The 20,847-nt window shown below is 47.3% G+C and carries 18 protein-coding genes; 7 read left to right on the top strand and 11 right to left on the bottom strand.

What is annotated here, in order from left to right; all coding sequences use genetic code 11:
• Positions 1-16: 16 nt before the first annotated feature.
• Positions 17-2,473: a TonB-dependent receptor gene (locus tag EKO24_RS14490; protein ID WP_127029333.1), complete on the bottom strand. Its 2,457-nt coding sequence runs from the start codon at positions 2,471-2,473 to the stop codon at positions 17-19.
• Between the two features lie 364 nt (positions 2,474-2,837).
• Between EKO24_RS14490 and EKO24_RS14485 the strand changes: the two genes are divergently transcribed.
• Complete coding sequence (locus EKO24_RS14485) at positions 2,838-3,164, top strand: hypothetical protein (protein ID WP_127029332.1); 327 nt, start codon at positions 2,838-2,840, stop codon at positions 3,162-3,164.
• A complete protein-coding gene (locus EKO24_RS14480) occupies positions 3,161-3,694 on the top strand; it encodes a hypothetical protein (protein ID WP_127029331.1) in 534 nt (177 codons plus the stop codon). The genes EKO24_RS14485 and EKO24_RS14480 overlap by 4 nt, the downstream gene beginning before the upstream one ends.
• A 91-nt stretch (positions 3,695-3,785) precedes the next feature.
• On the opposite strand, the gene EKO24_RS22895 is transcribed toward EKO24_RS14480, so the two are convergent.
• From EKO24_RS22895 to EKO24_RS14450, 7 genes are all read right to left on the bottom strand, one after another.
• Positions 3,786-3,977 carry a hypothetical protein gene (locus EKO24_RS22895; RefSeq protein WP_206667282.1) on the bottom strand — a complete coding sequence of 64 codons (192 nt, stop codon included), beginning with the start codon at positions 3,975-3,977 and terminating at the stop codon, positions 3,786-3,788.
• A gap of 362 nt (positions 3,978-4,339) precedes the next feature.
• Positions 4,340-5,257 (bottom strand): FAD:protein FMN transferase, encoded by a 918-nt coding sequence (locus EKO24_RS14475; protein ID WP_127029330.1) that lies wholly within the window; start codon positions 5,255-5,257, stop codon positions 4,340-4,342.
• Between the two features lie 34 nt (positions 5,258-5,291).
• A complete protein-coding gene (locus EKO24_RS14470; protein ID WP_206667281.1) occupies positions 5,292-7,937 on the bottom strand; it encodes a DUF3570 domain-containing protein in 2,646 nt (881 codons plus the stop codon).
• 124 nt (positions 7,938-8,061) lie between these two features.
• A complete protein-coding gene (locus EKO24_RS23410; protein WP_127029363.1) occupies positions 8,062-8,268 on the bottom strand; it encodes a DUF4266 domain-containing protein in 207 nt (68 codons plus the stop codon).
• A 78-nt stretch (positions 8,269-8,346) separates the two neighbouring features.
• Positions 8,347-8,859, bottom strand: a complete 513-nt coding sequence (locus EKO24_RS14460; protein WP_127029328.1) for a TlpA family protein disulfide reductase — start codon at positions 8,857-8,859, stop codon at positions 8,347-8,349.
• Between the two features lie 98 nt (positions 8,860-8,957).
• Positions 8,958-9,416, bottom strand: coding sequence for a hypothetical protein (locus EKO24_RS14455; protein ID WP_127029327.1), 459 nt, complete (start codon positions 9,414-9,416; stop codon positions 8,958-8,960).
• A 628-nt stretch (positions 9,417-10,044) separates the two neighbouring features.
• Positions 10,045-10,986, bottom strand: a complete 942-nt coding sequence (locus tag EKO24_RS14450) for a hypothetical protein (RefSeq protein WP_127029326.1) — start codon at positions 10,984-10,986, stop codon at positions 10,045-10,047.
• Positions 10,987-11,426: 440 nt separating this feature from the next.
• On the opposite strand from EKO24_RS14450, the gene aroG reads away from it, so the two are divergent.
• The 3 genes from aroG to trmB are packed head-to-tail and all read left to right on the top strand — an operon-like array spanning position 11,427 to position 14,227.
• Positions 11,427-12,515: a 3-deoxy-7-phosphoheptulonate synthase AroG gene (gene aroG / locus EKO24_RS14445; RefSeq protein WP_127029325.1), complete on the top strand. Its 1,089-nt coding sequence runs from the start codon at positions 11,427-11,429 to the stop codon at positions 12,513-12,515.
• Entirely contained in the window at positions 12,512-13,489 is a 978-nt protein-coding gene (gene thiS / locus EKO24_RS14440; protein WP_127029324.1) for a sulfur carrier protein ThiS, read from the top strand. Before aroG ends, thiS begins: the two co-directional genes overlap by 4 nt.
• Positions 13,490-13,537: 48 nt before the next feature.
• Positions 13,538-14,227, top strand: a complete 690-nt coding sequence (trmB, locus tag EKO24_RS14435) for a tRNA (guanosine(46)-N7)-methyltransferase TrmB (protein ID WP_127029323.1) — start codon at positions 13,538-13,540, stop codon at positions 14,225-14,227.
• Between the two features lie 43 nt (positions 14,228-14,270).
• Here trmB and EKO24_RS14430 read toward each other — a convergent pair whose 3' ends face one another.
• The 3 genes from EKO24_RS14430 to hemW form a co-directional block, all read right to left on the bottom strand.
• A complete protein-coding gene (locus EKO24_RS14430; RefSeq protein WP_127029322.1) occupies positions 14,271-16,196 on the bottom strand; it encodes a dynamin family protein in 1,926 nt (641 codons plus the stop codon).
• A 217-nt stretch (positions 16,197-16,413) separates the two neighbouring features.
• Positions 16,414-17,070: an orotate phosphoribosyltransferase gene (gene pyrE, locus EKO24_RS14425; RefSeq protein ID WP_127029321.1), complete on the bottom strand. Its 657-nt coding sequence runs from the start codon at positions 17,068-17,070 to the stop codon at positions 16,414-16,416.
• A gap of 30 nt (positions 17,071-17,100) precedes the next feature.
• On the bottom strand, positions 17,101-18,234 hold the full coding sequence (hemW, locus tag EKO24_RS14420) for a radical SAM family heme chaperone HemW (protein WP_127029320.1): 1,134 nt from the start codon (positions 18,232-18,234) through the stop codon (positions 17,101-17,103).
• Positions 18,235-18,402: 168 nt separating this feature from the next.
• On the opposite strand from hemW, the gene EKO24_RS14415 reads away from it, so the two are divergent.
• Together EKO24_RS14415 and EKO24_RS14410 are read left to right on the top strand one after the other, a co-directional pair.
• Positions 18,403-19,062 (top strand): response regulator, encoded by a 660-nt coding sequence (locus EKO24_RS14415; protein WP_127029319.1) that lies wholly within the window; start codon positions 18,403-18,405, stop codon positions 19,060-19,062.
• Positions 19,063-19,247: 185 nt separating this feature from the next.
• Positions 19,248-20,843, top strand: a complete 1,596-nt coding sequence (locus EKO24_RS14410; protein WP_127029318.1) for an ATP-binding protein — start codon at positions 19,248-19,250, stop codon at positions 20,841-20,843.
• Positions 20,844-20,847: the final 4 nt, after the last annotated feature.

The following is a 20,847-nucleotide window of genomic DNA, read 5'->3' as shown; positions in this document are numbered from 1 at the left end:
CGACTGTTGCTATATCTTAGAATTTATAGCCGGCTTGCATAAAGAACGTACGTTGCGGCAAGGGATGGTTAAAAAATGCTTGATAATCATTGATGTTGTCTATCCCGGCCGACACATGACCTTTTTTATCGTCGAAATGATAAGTGGCTTTTAAATCCACGTAGACCGATTCGGTAAAGGCGCTGTAGTACGGCAGCTGTAAATCCTTGTTATCCAATTGGGAGAACATCCTGCCTTGATAGCGGGTACCTACCGAAAAATCCCAATCCTTACCGTAGTGATAAGTCGTCAACAGGTTAGCCCGGTAATCCGGTAACAACGGAAAGTCTTTGCCGACAAAATTACGGTCGTTGTCGTTTTTCAGGATTTCCGAATCCAGGATTGTGGTGTCCAGTTTTACGTCGAAATTGGAGTCGAACACCTGGTTTTGATTGATAGTGAAGTCGATGCCGTTAATTTCGACTTCGCCGATATTGGAAATAACGCTGGTATAGTTTCCTGCCGGTGTTTTGCCGAGCGCCGAGTTCGATATAAACGAGCTGTAAATAGCGTTGCGAACATTCTCATGGAACAGGTTCAGCCGGATATAGCCGTTATCGAAATCATATTCGCCTAACAGGTTGTGGTGCGTACCGTCTTCCGGTTTTAAAGAGGCGTTACCGACATTGGCACTGCCGGTTAAACTGTTCGAGTTGTCGAATAATTCACCAACCAACGGGAAACGATAAGCCTTCGCAACAGAATAACGGAACTTCCAACGCCCCGGCTCGAAACCCAATGAAAACTTCGGCGAAAAGGCCGACGCTTGCCGGTCTGCCGGAGCATTATTCGCCGTAGCGGTTATCGCATTGTTAGCGTTAAGCGTGTTAACGGTGTATACGCCGTCGGACATATTCCAGCGTTCCAGACGGGTACCGACAGTCGCGTCCCAAGACGGCAGGAAGCGCCAGGATAATTGCCCGAACAATCCATGGGTGTCGGTTGCGCCGCCGCTTTTCAAAGCGACATTGGTTTGTTGGGCAGTCGTATAATTATTGGAACCGTATTGAGTCGTGAACATTTTCGAATGCTGGTACTCGTAGCCGGCAGCAAACGACAAATCCTTACGTCCTAAAAATTCCTGGTTATCGAATTTCGTCGAAATATTAATCCAGCCCATGCTGTCGACATCGGTAATCTGGCCTTTATTGGCATTGTTCGGATCGTTCGGATTTAAGGTCGATGCGATGGTTCGGTCATGGAGCACATCGAAATAACTGATATTGGTGTTGGTATTCCAATTACCGAACAGATTGCCTTTTAAGCCACCACCCAAGGTCAGCGTTTGCCTGTTCTGCTGGCTTGTTCCAAAGCTGCTCGCAACAGGAACGACATTCAAGCCGTTAAAATTGTAAGCGGTGCTGCCACTGCCGTATATTGGCGCACCGGCGGCATTGCTCAGATACGTTTGCCCGGTGCTGGTCACATCCAGATTTTCAAAAGCGGCTGTAAATAAAGCATCCAGTTTCGAGTTGATCGCATAGCCGCCTTTCCACTTGTACAAATCATCCACCGATTGCGTCACACCGCTATCGCCATAGGAAATACGCGGCTGCCCGGCATAACCGCCCTGGTTCGCTTGGCTGCCGACAGCTTTCGGATTTTGTTCTAAATACGCACCGCTTACCGCACCGCCAGTGCCTGTGTACCTTAATAACGGCCCGCCGTTTGCGCCCGCCAAATTCGAATAACCGTAAGTCGTCATCGGCTGCCCTTCATTCTCCAGATGGTTATAGGAGAAATACGTGCTGAGATCGCCGAACTTGTCGCCGTAAGAACCGAAGGTTTTGAAACCTTGCAGATTTTTATTGGTGCCTTGATAGGAATACGGTTGCAGCATATAAGTCGCTTCGGTGTAAACCTCGCGCTTTTGCGGCAGCACGGTATTGAAATTCATCACGCCGCCCATCGCATTGCCGCTGTATTCGGCCGAAAAAGGGCCGGACAGCACATCGACCGATTTGATTTCACCCGGACCGATCAAGCCCCAACGCGGCGAGCCGTTAAAAGTGTACTGCAACGAGTTCCAGATCGGCATGCCGTCCATAAATACCATGACCCTGCCGCCCTGATAAGGATTGGAGCCGCGCATGCCGACCGGTGCATTAGGATCGCCGATATAACGCTGACGAACAAAAACCCCGGATTCGTATTTGACGGAATCGGAGGTGGTAACCGCGTTGGTTTTTTCAATATCTTTCTTGGTGACTTTGGCGGTAGGCGTTGCAAAATCGGTTTTTGAAGGGCTCTCTGGCCTGCCGTCCTCCGACTCACCTGTAACCACAATATCGGACAAGACCATCGACGAAGATTTCTGCTTCTCGGCTTTGGCTTGGCTTTGCTTGGCGGCATCAGCCTTTTTAGCCTTAACCGGCTCAGCTGCAACGCCGCAATTTAAATAAATAATCCCAAGCAATAGTGAATACTTTTTCATTATTTTAATTTTTATAGTTATGGACGGGTCTATCCATAACAGCACGTTGCGTGCCAAGCTACCAATCTCGCGACCATGCTGACTGTCGAGCGGCCGTATTCGACTTTTTAATTTAACGTAGTCAATTACTTACGCATCATGCCTGAACTAACTTTGACTGTTTTAAACGCTATTAATCTAATGTCCTTGTTCTTCATCGGTTTAATAGATGTGTATCAAGATAAATTTTTAGCCATATGCCTCACTTAACACGCTAAATAACACAGTTTAATTAAATACCTGCTATCGACAGAAACTTATTGGTGATGTTGCGCATAGCGCCGAACAAAACTTAAGGCTTTTGGATAGCCGCCTCGAAGCGATTATGCTTGATGTAAGCGGCACTAGCGTTGTTGAGGGCACGCCGGTACCGGTTAGCGATACCTCGGGCGTATCTTATGTGGCAATAAGCGCATCGGAAACCCGTGCAATGTGTGTCTATAAAAATGGGAGCCCAGGCTATTTAGACGCTGTTATCTTTGATCTTAAAGCCGGTTCGGCATTAACTGCTAACTTGCCGGCTACCGTAAACAAGGTTGCATCGGCATATTGTGATTTAGCCAAAATAAATGGCAACGAGTTTGTTTTTTCTATTTCCGGCACGTCTACATATTTGCAGGCTGGAGTGATTGATGTGGGGGTATCGCTATGATTATTATGGTGAGGACTGCGGATAATCGGGTTATACATGCCGACACTGATTTAGTGTTGACGGATACTGGACTAAAATGCCCCGGCTGGGTTGATCATAATTACCATATTGGCAATGCAATATTGATCTCAGATGTTAAGCTTCCGGAGTTTTGGGCAGGCGGTGTTTGGTCATATGTTGATGGTGTTTGGGCAATTGCTGATCAGGCTAGGTATGATGAGATAGTTGCTCAATTCAATGTCGAAAAACAAGCAAAGATAGCGGTTAATCTTGAGCTATTGTGGCAGGCGGCTCATGACTATGAGTACGCTAGCATCAATGGCATGGCTATAGGCTTGTTGGTTATCGGAGTGCTTCAAAGTAAACCCAAGGCAATGACCATAAAACAGTGGTCTAATGATATTTGGACTTTGTATTACCAGCATAAATTATTGTTAACGGAGCATTTAGATTCTACGCTTAATGATTTTAGTTCTGTGGGTAATATGCCGTATTCGATTCCTGAGTTGATGGCTGAGGTTTTGGTTTAAAATTGTTTTAAATAACGCTTAAAAACCTTTAAAACTTTGTCGCAAATTTATTTTTTATTTATCGCAAATTTACCGACGCGCTACAGCTTGGTCATTTGAAATAAATAAAAATGGCAAAGTAATAAACAATAGTCATTGGGTATCGCCATAACTTCAAAATATCCAACTCAACGCCGCCGAGTTCGACAATCGGCGGCCTATCTCCACAACCACAACCACAACGGCTAAACCATCCTCTCTGGCGTTCAATCCCACAACCAAGCCATTTTTTATCGCCAACCAAATCAAAGGAACCAAGTTAAATTGGTCAAAATCAATCGAGGTATGACCTTATTGATTATTGATTATTGATTATTGATTATTGATTATTGATTATTGATTATTGATTATTGATTATTGAAGACTTTCAGTCCAATAACTTACTAATACAACAGTTGCAGTAACGGCGTCGACTGACTATGCAGCATAAGCGGTTCCGGCTTTAGTTCAATCTGGCGCTATGATGCATAGGACCATGTGTAGGAAAGACAGAAAAGTTATTTATCATGTTTTCCATGTTATTGTAATTTCCAGCTTGTTATAAACCTATAACTGCTACCGCACTCGCGAAAACATGCATTAACCCATGTTCACACCGTGCCAATACTACTCACCCGACACAAGCGTACAGCCCGTTTTACCTTGCACATCCACCCATAAATAAGGCAAACCCAAGCTTTCCAGCCATGCGGGGCCGCTATCTTCCTTGAGCATCGCAATAGTCGATGCGCTGCCTGCAACTACGCAGAAATCGGCAACCACGCTGGTCGCCGCCAAATGCCGTACCGGCCAGCCGGTAAGGGGATTGAGGATGTGACCGTAACGGATGCCGTCCACTATGATGCAACGTTCGTAATCGCCGCTGCTGGCAAGCGCGCCCTCATGCAATAAGACGGTCTGCATGACTGCCTCTTTGTCGCGAGGGTCGCGGATACCGACCCGCCACGGGCTACCGTCGACACGTGGGCCGATGACTTTGATGTCGCCGCCCAAATTAATCACACCATGCCGAATATCGGCTTGCCAACATAACGCCGCGGCACGGTCAGCGGCGTATTCCTTAACCACGCCGCCGAAATCAATCTCCATGCCCGGTTTCAAAAACTCAAGCACAGGCGGGGCCCAACGAAGCCGGTGCCAGCCGACTTTGTCGAGTAATTGCTGAATTTGCGCCTGATCCGGCAGTTTGCCCAGATCGAAACGCCAAACTTGACGCAGGATGCCGGAAGTAATGTCGAATAAGCCGTCGCTTTGCTCATAGCAGGTTGCCGCATAATTCAACAATCCTGCCGTCTCGTCATCCACGGTGATGGAACCGCCAACGGCCGCCACGCGATTGATTTCGGACAGAAAACTGTCGCTGCGGTAACGCGAATAACGCGCTTCAAGCCGGTGAACATCGGCAATAACCGCATCCGCGGCTCGTTGGGCGTTCGCATGACTATCGGCAAAAAGCTGTATCTCGCAAGGGGAGCCCATTGCCTTGAAAGTAAAATGATAGTCGGTCAGGCGCTTGGTTTTCATGTTAAGAATCGTAGTTCGCCGCAGAACATCGCTATCAAAACGCATAGCTCCAGGTAGCCGACAACGCGCCTTCACGCTGAAGCTGATAGCCGTTGACATCGTCGCTGACCGGCTGCAACCATTCAAAACCCAAGCTGTTGCCCTGCAAATCGCCGCTTGGGACGAAAGCATTGACGCCAAAACCGACATCCCAATAACGTCCTCCGTAGCTGGAAGGATAATCCACCGGCCCCAGTTTATTGAAGGTGCCGTTGAACTCGCCCTTTATTGAGCCTTGGACCGTGTAAACGCCTCGCACCGACGCTGAAAGCCAATTTAACAGCTTGTAGCTGCCCCAGGCAGTGGACTGAAATATATCGCCGAATGCAAATCCCGATTTGTTCTTGTCCTCAAGGCGTACGGTGCCGCTCAATTGCGCACCCCAGGAATACTGGTCGATATTTCCGGTATACGTGATGCTCGGTTTGAAATCCCAAGTACCGCTGCCCAATTGCATGCCGTAATGCTGGAAGCCTGCATCGATGCGATGGGTATCCCTGAACTTCACATCGACATCGCCGGTCGGTGCGCTAAGGCCCAAGGTTCCGTGAACATGATGGATAGTTTGATCGAACAGCTTGACCATCGCGTACATGCCGGTATCGCCGATACCGCCTGTAGTATGTTCGTGCAAAGTATGGTGATTGATCAGCGCCTGCTGTTCAACAGTTGCCGATGGAGCGCCGTCCAGTACCCGCGTGGTCATGTTCATGTCGACGAACTGGGGCATCAGCATCAGTGTTAAGCTGTCGGTAGGCGCGTACATCAGGTCGACCATGATCATATTCATGTTCATCCCGGTCGGCGTGGTAAAACAGGGGCTGCCGTTACAGCCGTTATTTATGATGGCTTGATCGCTGACGCTATTTGAACCTTGCAGTATATTGCCGGATTGGGTGCCGTACATGTAACGGGCGCCAACCATGATATCGCCGGACTTATCCAACATGTGGTCGAACATCACTCCGGCCGGTGCGTGGCCGCCATGATGGTTATGGAACAAGTGTTCGGCATGTTTACTACCCGCCGAGGACAGCGATAGCGAGGATAAATCAACTTTTAAAACGGCATTAACCATATAGGAGTTGTAATCCGCATAGGAACCTTCGCCGCCACCGCCGAGCTTCAGCGAACCTGCGTGCGTATAATATTCAGCGCCCGCCTCAAGCGTGACGCCTTTGGCAAATCGCTTGCTTACCGTGATGCCGCCGCTTAAAGCGCCGAATCCCGACAGTCGGTGATCGCTTGAATAGTTAGCGGGCAGCTTGCTGCCGTCAAACGGGACAGTTTTATTAACCGGATTTATTGCATTTTCATCGACAATTCTGCCGTTTGCATCGATCAGGTTAAAGTCCGCATCGCGAAAATAAACTTGTCCGTTATTAGGATTATTGGCTGAAACATAAATAGGCCTGCCGTTTGCATCGACAGCGTTTTTATTAAGCGCCTGATTGGAAACCATAAAAGGCGTGTAAAAGTCCGCTGCATCTTGGGAGTAATAGCGCACCTTCGGCGTGATCGTCCAATTATTACCGATCGGTTGAACCCAATCGGCTTCGAACGTATGGGCGTTGATTCCCCAGTCGTCGTGAAAAAAGCGGTAATCGAAATGAAAAGCGGCATCCAGGCCGGCAATATGTTGAACGTAGCGTAGGTTTTCGGTCCATTGATTACGCTCTTCGGGCCGCTTTTCAAGTAATCCGATAGCCACTCCGCTTAATACGTCGCCGGTCTGTGAAGGATCAACGAACGCAGTCTCCACCGTTTTATAAGGATTCGCCATATAGCCGGTGCTGCGATTGTAACTGACTCCAGCCTCAAGCAATGCGCCTTCGTTCAGTATCTGGGTTACGCCAAAAGCCGTGCCCCAATCCTGCCGATTGCCTTGCAGTAAGGTATTTCCTCCGGTTTTTGTGATTTGGCTGTTATTCGAGATGATATTGCGGACTTCGTAACCGCCGCTTGTATTCCAAATATAAGGTGTAACGTCATGATCGAGTATCGCATGGGTGTCGCTGTTGGTATAACTCAAACCCAAGTTCAAACTGGTCAGCTTTTGGTTAAGATCCCAACGTCCTGCCAAATTACCGAACCGTGATTCATAGTCGTTTTCTACCGAGATTCCTCCGCCTACATCCAAAGAAACCTCGTTCCATTCATAGCCAAGCTTGAAATCGCCTTGTCTGCGAACCTCGGGTGAAGCGGCGGACAGCGTATGGACTAATTGAGTATCCTTAACGAGCTGACCGGTCAGTGCATCTTGCTTAAGCGGATTTAATTGCCTATCAAACAGTACGTTATTATTTTGTAAAAAAGGCGTCGCTCCTGAAATCACACCGCCCTCTCTATTGCCTTTGAATGATAGCGGCGCAGTTGCAATCGGCGTGGCACCGCTCCAGACATCTTGTGCGTAGTTGAAGGCAAATTTCACCCGGTCGGATAATTTAATCTTTGAACTGCCTAAAAGGCTATCTACGACAATGGGATTGAATCTGCTGTTGACGCCGGCAAGATTACGGCTGCTTTCTTCGTAATAACCGTACAGCAAACTGGCTTCTTCCTCCGCGGCATGGACGGGAGTGGGGATCAATCCTGGTAATGACAATGCGGCCGCAGTCAGTGCTTGTAGCGATGTGCTCACGGATGTTGTTGTGGCAGGTTTCGGCCGGGCGCTACGGGGCAATAGGCGATCGGTCAAGTATTTATAAGCATTTGTAAGACGAGAGTGCCGGGCTTTTCCGGCAGGAAGCTTTGCCGGTGTGTTCTTAGTTACAGCCACAGCCGCCGCCTCCAGCGGAATTACCGCCCATAGCAGCCTCACGGCTGTTGTATATATGCCCCTGAAAGGTGTTTTGCATAGGGTAAGGATCTAAAGCCATCTGCTGCGAGGCGAGTTTACCTCGTTGCCATGGCGACACCGGGGTGCAGCCCGTAACGCAAACGCTCAAGACGATTAACAGCGCTTGTTGCATTAACTTCATTTGCCGTCTCTATTCATGGTCTTGTTTATCATCGCATGTTCCAACTGTACCGCTATCGGGACCGGCTATTTATTTCGCCTTCTCTGCCAGCAACTGTTCCGCAAGAGTCCGAAGCTCTTTAACGTCTTCGGATCGGAAACCGAAATTTATATGGCGAACGATGCCGTTACGATCAATCAAGTAAGATGAAGGCATGGCCTTAACATCAAACTCTTTCGCGCAATTTCCGTTTGCATCGGCCAGTACGGTAAAGTTGGCCGGATATTTTGCAAGAAATGCCTTGGCGTCTTCGGATGCCTGATCCAGATTCACCCCAATAACTTGCAACCCTCTGTCTTTAAGATCGCGGTCCAATTCGTTCAGAAACGGAACGGATTTCGCGCAAGGCGGACACCAAGAGGCCCAAAAATCCACATAGAGTATTTTGCCGCGAAATTGTTGCAGGTTAGCGCGTTGAACATCGTCACTGATTGAAGTTAACTCGCAATCAGGCGCCGCACCGCCAATTTCTGCTGAAAATATCGTTTTAATCGGGATAAGCGCCAGCGCGGCGCAGAGTAGCACTAATATTCGCTGTTTCATTGAGGGATCTTCTTTGATTAGCCATTGAGTTGCCGCATTGGCAGGCTGCCGTGTCGTTTAGATGATAATGCCCGCGATTGAAAAAGTACGCTGCCAATTTACTGGGCTTGATAAACAACGATATCCGTACCGGTATGAACGCCGCTACTGGTCAAGCAATGCCAAACGACATCAAAAAGCCTTGCTCCGGCGCCGGTTTTTGTAGCTGATAGATAGTAGACCCCGGCACCACCGTTAAGCGATATTTCCGGACTATACCCTACGTCCCCTGAAACGGTATCGGTGCTGGTTGTCATCTGTATACCTTTATAGATATGAAGACTCAACAACAGCCCAGATACAGGGCCGGACATATCCTTAATCTGAGCGGATAGATGGTGCGGTGTGCCGTTGCCATCGTCAAAACAAGTAATTGCCGCAAGATCGGTGGCACTGGCGTTATTGCCGCCAGGATCGAGTACGCCGCCCCCGCTATGCGCAAGCGCACTATCGACATTTCCCACTGCGAACAAAATCAGTGCAGTCATAAAAGCTTTTTTTAAAAATGCAATTTTCATAATAATCCTCGTGGCTAATTGGCGCACTTGTGGAAAACCAGTCAAAAGCAATAATAATGCATCGCTTTTAAACGGTTTTCAGAGAAATCAACAGAATCGTGGCTGACACTTGTAAACTTAATTTTTATGTTAACCGACCTTTAGTTAATCGCGAAGTTTACCTTGCGCCAACAACAAACGCATTAAAATAATAAATCATTTAAAACACATAAATGAAACATAAGCTCCCATTGCATCGCTATCCGCCGTCAGAACTTGTTGAAACAATGCGATATTGCTCTCCTCATTATTGACTGCCGTTAGTCGCACGACATCATCATTATCGTGCAATGCATTTTACAAAATATTAGGATGCTCTCGCGCCTTTTCGATACACAAACTGGAAACAGCCCTGGGCTCATCCTGACATTCGTGCCGCTTTAGGCCGTTTAAGCAGCCGATAGCATTTTTATTACATCGTTCCGTTGCAAGACGTCGTAAATTTCTACAGTCCGTTAAAACAAGAAAGTCTGCGGCAATTGTTATCGCCGCAGACCTCCTAACAATACAATGCCCGGTAATCACAGACTACTGCCCCTATTTACCGGGTGCTATACGCAGGAAATGAGTCAAAGCAATAGTTTGAGCATTATTGCCAATAGTTAGTGCCGTTTTGTTGAGTACCTGACCAGATAGGCAATTCAGCATTAATCTGTTCCGCAGATGGGTAAATATAAATATCATCGCCTGCTCCGCCGTTACCTGTGCAACCTGCCGGCAGCGGATTAGCAGCAACAGCCGCACTTGTCAGGGTGGCAGGAGTACCTGTCGTGTTTCTAACCACTTTCAGAGTAGCCGGCGATCCCCAACCATCCCCTGCAATTGTGTGGGCCGCATCAGCATAGCCGTCATAATTGGAATACTTAGGACCGACAGGAACATTGCGGGCCGCATCCGCTGTAGCCGCACCAAAAGGAGCACCGGGAACGCCGGTAAAATTCGGAATAGGCGACCAATAAAGAATTTCCTCATCTTTAGCCGCAGCACCCGGTACCGAAGCATCGCAAAAATCAGCAATCGCAAGTTCGAACGTCACCGAACGAGCGCATGAGGCAGGATTGATTTTAACGGCAGCAGAATAGAAATCGATGTTAATCGGCGTGGAAATAGTTTGATCATAGGCTTTGCCGCCAGCCCAGAATCCGTCAAGGTTGCCCAACTTGTCAGCCTTAATGCCGGTAGTTTGCCATGGCCCACCTGTACGGATTAAAGCGCCGATACCCGCCAAAGTTGTTAGATAAGTAGAAGCCGGGTTGGATGTATACACTTTGCCGGAACCGGAATCGACGCCTATCACAGGCGTATAGCTGACGGCATTAGGAAATACCACGCTCGTTCCAAACGTAGCTTTTCTGGCAGTACCGGCAGGACAGCCATGTCCAATATTTACCCGGTTGTGAACCTTGGTATTTTCAAGAACTATCGGCGTTTCCAGCCTGGTATGGGCGAAAACGCCCTGACTGGCAGCGGCCGCCACTACAGCTGTCAGTGAACACATGGCCAGTTTTCTAACAGAAATTGACTTTGACATTAAACCCTCCTTTATTATTGTGAGAAATACATTTTCAGAATGAGCATTTCAAGATGAACAACCCATAATTAATTATCAGCATATTCTATGCCATCAACAAAAACCGTAGTACAGCTAGCTCTCCGAGAAATTTGAAGAAATTTTAGATATTAACTGCGGGATATGGCTCAATAAAAATACGTTAAATAACATAGTTTAATTATATTTATATCTTAGCCGGCCATAATGCCGTGAGAATTGGCTGATAGAATTAACAAATCAAAAAATAAGCTCAGCTTATCTTACTCACGCCTAACGCAGTAAAAAGTCTTTTTGAAATAACTGCCTGGCGTCAAGTCAAGTGAAAATGCCTGGCTGTTCGGCAAGAACTAACAAAAGCATTTTGAAATCGGTTAAAATGATCAATTCCGACAATAATCCTGCAATGGGTTGATAGTTTCATGCATACAAAATATATTACTGATGACCTGAGGATTTGCGAGACTAAAGAAGTCATTGCCCCGGTTCAGGTTCATACTGAAATGCCGATTAGCGAGGCTGCGGCGCAAACAACCGCACTAGCCAGGCTTGATATCCACAAAGTGCTGGCCGGCCAGGATGACCGGCTGGTTGTAGTAGTGGGGCCTTGCTCCATTCATGATCCGGTAGCCGCGCTTGATTACGCCCAACGTTTGAAAGCGATCAAAGAAGAACTTATTAATGAGCTTGTGATCGTGATGCGCGTTTATTTTGAGAAGCCGCGCACGACAGTAGGCTGGAAAGGCCTGATTAACGATCCTGACCTGGATTCCAGTTTCAATATCAACAAAGGCCTACGTATCGCCAGACGGTTGTTATTGGACGTGAATGAAGCCGGCGTACCGGCCGCAACAGAATACCTGGATTTAATCACGCCGCAATATGTCTCCGACCTGATCGCCTGGGGCGCAATCGGCGCCAGGACGACCGAAAGTCAAGGGCATCGCGAATTGGCGTCAGGCGTATCTTGTCCTATCGGCTTTAAAAACTCCACCGACGGCACCATCAAAATCGCTATTGATGCGATTGGCGCGGCAATGAGCCCTCATCATTTTATTTCTCTGAACAAAGCCGGCCATTCGGCTATTTTCTCTACCACCGGCAACGAAGACGTGCATATCATTCTAAGAGGCGGCAATGATCGCCCTAACTATGATGCGGTCAGCGTGGAGCAAGTTGCTGAAGGCCTGGTCAATGCTGAACTAAAACCGAACATCATGATTGACTTCAGTCATGCCAATAGTTTGAAACAATGCCAACGACAATTGATCGTCGGCGAGGATGTCGCCGAACAAATCGCGAACGGCGACCATCGGATCATGGGCGTAATGATCGAAAGCCATCTCAAGGCAGGCAATCAAAAGGTTATTGAAGGACAACCGTTAGTCTATGGACAAAGCATCACTGACGCTTGTTTGTCTTGGGACGATACTGTTCCTTTATTAAGAGAGCTGGCGCAAGCGGTTCAAAAACGCAGAACCGTCGACACCAGCCGGAGTTTAAGTAAATGATAGTTTATGTTAACGGCGAAACCCGTGACTGCGCCGAAAACAGCCGGGTTGCCGATGTGGTTGCCGAATTGGGCTTAACCGGTAAAAAAATTGCAATTGAATTGAATAAAGAAATCCTGCCTTTTCAGCAATATGACACTCAGTTGTTACAAGCCGGGGATCGCCTTGAGATTGTGCATGCGATTGGCGGCGGACAAGATGATTCGTTCATGCTTGCCGGGGCCGAATATCATTCGCGGCTACTGGTCGGTACCGGCAAATACAAGGATTTGGAAGAAACCCGCCTGGCTATTGAAGCCAGCGGCGCGCAAATTGTAACCGTGGCGATACGCCGCACCAATATCGGCCAGAATCCCGACGAACCTAATTTGCTGGACGTCATTTCGCCGGACAAATACACCATCCTGCCGAATACTGCCGGTTGCTATACCGCGGAAGATGCAGTCAGAACCTGCCGTTTAGGCCGGGAGTTGCTCGGCGGCCACAAGCTCGTAAAGCTGGAAGTCTTGGCCGATCAAACAACCTTGTTTCCTAACGTAGCCGAAACTTATACAGCCGCTGAACTGCTGGTCAAAGACGGCTTTGACGTGATGGTCTACACCAACGACGACCCGATTGCCGCCAAACGCCTGGAAGAAATAGGCTGCGTGGCAGTAATGCCGCTAGCTGCGCCGATCGGTTCCGGCTTGGGCATACGCAATCCTTATAATATCTTAACTATTGTTGAAAATGCGAAAGTGCCCATCCTGGTCGATGCCGGCGTCGGTACCGCTTCTGACGCTGCAATCGCAATGGAACTGGGCTGCGACGGCGTGTTAATGAATACCGCAATTGCCGCCGCTAAAAATCCGGTATTGATGGCCTCGGCCATGCGCAAAGGCATCGAAGCCGGCAGAGAGGCATTTTTAGCCGGTCGTATGCCGCGCAGACGTTTCGCTTCCGCTTCATCGCCAATTGACGGCCTGTTTTTTTAATTTTCGACAGGACGCCTGATTGGGCGTCCTTTCTGCTTCTTAGTTATCATGCTCTCTCCTGAACAAACTCCATCGCATAAAATCCGCAGCTTTATCCGCCGTCAAGGACGCATTACCCAAGGCCAGCAATTAGCGCTGGATAATCATTGGGATAAATACTGTCTCGACCCTAATGCCGACTATGATTTCAGCCAAGTTTTCGGCCGTGCCGCACCGTTGATTGTTGAAATAGGTTTCGGTTCCGGCGACAGCTTGGCGAAGATGGCGGCAGCGAATCCCGATAATGACTATATCGGCATTGAAGTACACAGACCGGGAGTCGGTCATTTAATGCTGCTGCTGGACCAGCAAGGCCTGACCAACGTCAGGATTTATTGCCACGATGCGATGGAGATTATTGAACACAAGATTGCCGACAATAGCCTGACCGGCGTACATTTATTCTTTCCCGACCCATGGCCGAAAAAAAAGCACCACAAACGGCGCATTGTCCGCCCGAGTTTTGTCGAGCTATTAACCAGAAAATTAAAGCCGCACGGCTATTTTCATGCTGCGACCGATTGGGAAAATTACGCGGAACACATGCTGGAAATATTGTCGGCCGGAACCGGCTTCAGCAATGCCGCTCCCAGCGGCGACTATTGCGAACGCCCCGAATATCGCCCGTTAACAAGATTTGAGCAGCGCGGCATACGCTTAGGCCATGGCGTATGGGATTTGATTTTCAAGAAAAAATAAGAACACTCAAGATACAGGGGGAGCTAATGCTTACTCCTGTTTATTATTTAGCATCCAATTGCATCGCATTGATGATGACCGCTAACTCATCGCATTGACGTTTTAACGGTTCCAATTCCGCTTCAAGATTGGCGATATTTTCAATAACGCTGTCTTTCGATTCGTTTATTTTTCTCAGCATTTGCAGACGTCCTTCGATTTGTTTTTTATGGTCTTTAATTTGATGCATCAAGGGCGTTAAAACCCCGTTACTCCATGTTGTGGCATCGGCATGCGCTTGTCTGAGTATGTTTCTGGCTTTGGCAATCAACGTGCTGTAAAGCTTATTAATGACGATACTTTGTTCAGACATCGTGGTTCTTGCGCTGGTACGAAAAGCTTCGCCCTCATCAAAGATCTGTTCCAATTCAATCTGGTATTGTTTGATTGAAAACAGTTGCGGTTCGATCTCCTTAAAGCCGTATTCATCCTTAAACTTTTTGTGTATCGCTTTTACTAATCGCCGGGTTTCATTGGTGATATCGACAGAGTCTTGCAACAGATCCCGCAACTCATCGAATAATTTGCGCATGTTTTGCTTCATGCCGTAAGTTGTCAGGCTCTTTGCCATGTCGTGCTTGGTAGTCTTGATGATCGCATCGATTTTTTCTTTAGCAAAAGAATCAATCAAAATCTGCGCTTGAACACCAAAAACCCGGCGGCTGGCCTGAAAGTTTTCGACATTAGCCATATAAAGGTTTTGCCGGTCGCGCGTTTCGGCCATCAACTTGCTGGTCATGTCTTGGTTTTGAAAATCGATCTTTTTAAATTCATCAAGCTGTGCAACCGCATTTGCCAATGACGCATTTGCCAGACTGGAAGACTCGTTAACCAAAAAGCCGATGTCGCGAACAATGGTTCCAAGCAGGATATTTTTGCGCTGTTTTAAAATATCATTGGCCAGATAGTTTTCCAGCGCTGCCAGACGGCTTTTTGCCAGCAAATCCTCATCACCCTTAACTTTGGCAAGCAAAGCCTGCTTGGCAGAAACAGGGAAAATAACATCCTGATCTATTTTTAACGTAGTCGCCGAGCTTTTGATTTGCGAGCGAATAGAGTCGTCATAGCCGTTTTCACCGGCAAGGTCATCCCACATTGCATCGATTTTATTCATCACTACGGCTAAACCCTGCTTGCTGCCGCCGCGATTATGACAAACATGGTTATGCCACATTTCCAGGTCGCTCTTGGTAACGCCGGTATCCGCGGCAAGCACGAAAACAATGGCCTGAGCGCTAGGCAACATGCTTAAGGTCAATTCCGGCTCGGTTCCCAAAGCATTCAAGCCGGGCGTATCGAGTATCGACAAGCCCTCTTTTAATAACGGATGAGGAAAACTGATCAAGGCATGACGCCAACAAGGGATTTCAACTTTCTCGGGGTTGACGATACCTTGCTCTGCCGCTTCACGTTCATTCCATAAACCCAACTTATCGGCAATTTCCCGGTCCACCAGCTTGGTAGCGACCAGCTCTTTAAACGCTTCCTGCATTTGGGTCGGAGAATCGCAGTCCAAGTCTATTTGTGTCCAACGATCGGGATTTTTCTTGAATTCGGATAATGAAATATCTTCAAGACGGCTTTCGATGTTAAGCAAACGAATGTAATTGCCGCCTTTTTCATCGTGGAAAAGCTCGGTTGGCGACATAGTAGTGCGTCCCGGTGACGACGGGAGTAATCTGACACCTGTTTCAGCAAAAAACAGGGAATTGATCAGTTCGGTTTTACCGCGGGAAAATTCAGCAACAAAAGCGAGTGTGATTTTATCCGATTGCAGACCATTAAGAATATTTAGAATGGTTTCAGTGCTATGAGGATCATTCATGCCGTAACGGCTACGCCATTGGTGATACATTTCTATAGCTTGAACCAACTTTGCACGCCATACCGAATATTCGTGCATTTGTTCTTTGAATTCCATATTCCTCATGGTGCGCCTTTTGTTGCTAACATGATTTTTTAATTAGCCGAAATATCGGTTTGTGCTCCTGCATAAACCGCATGGATGTGGTGAATGCAAATATTGCACGGATAAAATCTATCCATGCAACCGTCGAATAACGATGTTTTTTTGGGATAATTGTAGTCTATATCTTAAGAACTGTTAGCTTAAGATAATTTTATTTTTTAGCCAAATTTGCGTATCTCTAAATACCGTAAAGACCTTGATAAACTTTTATCCGATCAAGTAGGGATGCGCTATCCACGCCTTCCACTGCTGCGCCGTCCATTAGATATTCAATAATATTTGCCAGAGTAATAATTGCGACTACCGGCATTGCAAACTGATCTTTAACTTCCGCAATAGCGGAAACATCATTTTGGCCTTTTTCCTGCCTGTCCAAGGCGATCAATACGCCTGCCGGTGTTGCATGGGCATTTTTTATAATTTCAACGGACTCCCTGACCGAAGTGCCGGCAGTAATCACATCGTCAAGAATCAGTACCTTACCTTGTAACGGAGCTCCGACCAGACTGCCGCCCTCGCCATGATCCTTGGCTTCTTTGCGATTGAATGAAAAGGGAATATCGTCGCCGGTCAACTGGGCATAAGCTATTGATGTGGCGCTAACCAGCGGAATGCCTTTATAAGCCGGACCGTAAAGAATGTCCGGGTTAAGCCCGGACTGGACCAACGCCCGGGCATAGAACTGCCCCAATTTGCCGAGCTGGGCGCCGGTATTAAATAAACCGGTATTAAAAAAATAAGGGCTGGTACGGCCTGATTTCAACTGGAATTCGCCGAATTTGAGAACGCCGCATTCTAGGGCATAGGAAATAAAATCTTTTTGATAATCAAGCATGATAAATTATTGTTAGCGTGTTTACAGGAATTAAGGAATGAAATTCGCTAAGACATTGTCCAGAAAATTCCAACCTTGTTCTGAGCAATAATAGTGATTGTTTTGCCGGATAAGCAAGTTTTGTTTCACACAGCGCGATAAAGCCGGCTCCAGTGTCGCGGGGGCAAGGCCTGTTGCAGCTTGATAATCTTCCAGGCTAAATCCTTGCTTCAGGCGCAAATGATTCATCACAAATTCTAAAGGCAACTCCGCTACAGCAATGACATCGGCTCCGCCGTTTTGTTGTACATTATTTAAGTACTGTTCCGGACTTTTAGTTTTAAAACTGCGAATAATAGCTTCCGGCAAACTTTGAGTAATTTTCCCATGCGCACCGGCGCCAATACCCAGATAATCGCCAAATTGCCAATAATTTACATTATGCCGGCACTGCCGGCCTTGTTTACTATAGGCCGAAACCTCATATTGGCGATAACCGTGACTGGCCAATATTTGCTGACATTCTTTTTGCGTGTTGAATATTGTTTCGTCGTCGGGAAGTTGGGGAGGAAACTTATGAAACCAGGTATTAGGCTCCAAGGTTAACTGGTAAAAAGAAATATGCGTAGGCTCGAGGCTTATCGCCGTTTTTATGTCTATTTTGCTACTGTCAGGACTTGCGCCGGGCAAGCCGAACATCAAGTCCAGATTAAAATTGTCAAACCCTGACTGATGGGCAATTTCGGCGGCATGAATAGCTTCCTGCGCTGAGTGAACGCGGCCTAATGCTTGTAATAACTGATCGTTGAAAGTTTGTATGCCGATCGATAAGCGGTTGATGCCCAACGCCCTGAACTCAGCGAATTTATGGCTTTCAAACGTGCCCGGATTAGCTTCTAGGGTTATTTCCAATCCCTCTTCAAGCTTTAGCTGTTGCTCGACGCCGCGTAACAGCCGATTCAGCGCTTCCGGCGAAAATAAACTGGGCGTGCCGCCGCCGATAAAAATGCTGCTTATCGGTTGGGTGATATTATAGCGTTGTATATCGCAGGCTAAATCATCCAACAATGCAGTTATATAGGCGGACTCAGGCATGTCGGATTTAGCCGCGTGTGAATTAAAATCACAATAGGGGCATTTTCTGATACACCAGGGAATATGAATATAGAGACTAAGCAGGGGCAAGAGATTTTTGCTACGTGGTTAAAATAATTTGCAGTTTAACATGCGGGCTTCCGATTAATAAGGCTCCATGTCGGCTTGCAAACCTGCCAGGAACTTAAGTAATGCTTAACTTTGCTTGGTTACGCTTATACTTTTTGTTGATAACTATCTAATTTAAAGCGAGAACATATGCGACTATTACTAGTTGAAGACGACGAAATACTGGGCGATGGTCTGGTCGAAGGCTTAAAAATGGAGGGTTATGCGGTTGACTGGCTGACCAACGGCAAACTTGCCGACGAAGCCCTGAAAATCAATAGCTATGAGCTGATCGTGCTGGATTTAAACTTGCCGGACATGGAAGGCCTGGATATTTTGAAAGCGCTAAGAGCGCGTAAAGATGAAACGCCGGTAATGGTCCTGACAGCCAAGGACACCGTGCCGGATCGCGTAATGGGACTGGATAGCGGTGCCGACGATTTTGTAATCAAACCGTTCGAGCTGGACGAAGTGTGCGCCCGATTAAGGGCGTTGGCGAGAAGAAACGAAGGGCGTAGCGCTCCGAATATTGAATATAAAGGCATTGTTCTGGACCCTGCCTCGCGCCAAGTTTCATGGAACGATGAAAAAGTCGATTTGTCGCAAAAAGAATTCGAGATATTGAGCTTTTTGATGGGCAATATCGGCCGGGTTATTTCCCGCGCCCGGCTTGAAGAAAGTATGTACTCATGGGATTCCGATGTAGAAAGCAATACCGTGGAAGTGCATATTCATCATTTGAGAAAAAAACTCGACCCGTCCATTATCCGCACCGTCAGGGGTGTGGGCTATATTATCGATGAAGATTGATTTTAATAATGGAACACTGATGACATTAATTTAACGGATAATCACTGATTATACCCACAGGACATAAGTTTCGTTTGAGCAGACCAGCCGCTCAACTCAGCTTTAAAATCGCAAAATATTTAAAAATCCGTCTTATCAGCATCATCCGTGTTCCGTTTCCGCCTATTAAATCGTTCCAAGAATAAATGAACTATTCGCTACGCCAACTGTTATTGTTTAGCCTGCTTTCCGCATCGATGCTGATTTGGGGAGTAACCGCCTACATGAGTTATAAAGTCACCCGTGACGAAGTTGCCAGCCTGTTCGATGCGGAATTGGCGCAATCGGCAAAAGTGCTGCATGTGTTTGTTGAAAGTTTGGTGCGGGAAGGTTCGCTATCCAAACATTGGGCGCAAACCCAGACTGACGAACATTTACATCCTTATACCGGCCGCAAGAACAAAAGTGCGTTTCAACTCTGGGCTAAAGGAGACAGCCTTCTGCTACGCTCGGAAAACTCGCCTGAATTTGCGGTACACGGATTCAGCAAGAAAAATATCGACGATCAATTATGGGATGTATTTGACGGCCTTTTGGAAGCCAACGCTTTAGGTCATAAATATGAAAGAAAAGTTGCTTTTCAATTGTGGTCCAAAAATGACGGTTTACTGCTACGTTCAGAGAGCGCGCCAACATTTGCCTTTTCCGAAGCCGCTAATGGTTTTAGCGAAACCAAGATCGACGGGCATGTATGGCACGTATTCAGTATCTCCAGCTCTAATGGCGAGTATGTTATTCACGTCGGCCAAAAGGAAGAAATTCGTGCCGAATTAACCGATGAAATATCGGCGCAATTGGTCATGCAGTTTTTGGTCGGCTTGCCGATTTTAGGTATCGTTATCTGGATCATTGTCGGACATGCGTTAAAACCGCTTAATCGCCTGGAAATAGCCTTATCCAGACGGGAAGCCAGCTTTCTTAAACCGCTGTCCAGTAAAAAACTGCCCAAAGAAATCATCCCGGTCGTCAATGAGATCAACAACCTGTTTGCCCAGCTTGAACAGGCTTTTGAGCATGAACGCCGCTTTACCGCCGATGCCTCGCACGAATTAAGAACGCCATTGGCAGGCCTGTTGACGCAAGCTCAAGTCGCAATGCGTACTAAGGATGAGGCAGTGCGCCACCAAGCACTGAAGCGAATCGAACAAGCCGTCAACCGCATGACCTACATGGTTCAGCAATTATTGACATTCTCCCGTATTGAATCCGGCACTGAATATTTGGCCAAAGAAATGACGGTGCTCAGCCGCGAAGTGCCAAGAATCATTGCCGAACTCGACCCTGAAGCGCACAAAAAGCGCATTCACATGGAATACGATGAGGTTAACGCCGTACCTATCGTCGCAAATACATTGTTAATCAATATCTTGGTCAGGAATGTCATTGATAACGCGATCAAATATACGCCCGCTCAAGGCATAGTCAGGGTTAGCCTGGTAGGGACGGAGCATCAATTGAAGCTGTGCGTTGAAGACTCGGGGCCGGGCATAGCCCCCGATCAATATGAAAACTCGCTAAAACGATTTCACCGCTGTGTTGAGACCGCGAATAAAGTCCAGGGTACAGGTCTTGGCTTTTCAATCGTGCAACGTATTGCAACGATACACGATGCTGAACTGGTGCTGGACGAATCCGAATTCGGCGGCTTGAAAGTGACAGTAATATTTACCTTGCCGGTTAGGGCGGTGGTTAAAAAAAGCGTGGGAAAATTAAGCTTTTTTACTATTAAAAGAGGCACTTAAGATA

The organism is Candidatus Methylobacter oryzae (assembly GCF_003994235.2).
Classification (GTDB): domain Bacteria; phylum Pseudomonadota; class Gammaproteobacteria; order Methylococcales; family Methylomonadaceae; genus Methylobacter_A; species Methylobacter_A oryzae.
This window is presented reverse-complemented; position numbering and strand designations above follow the sequence as displayed.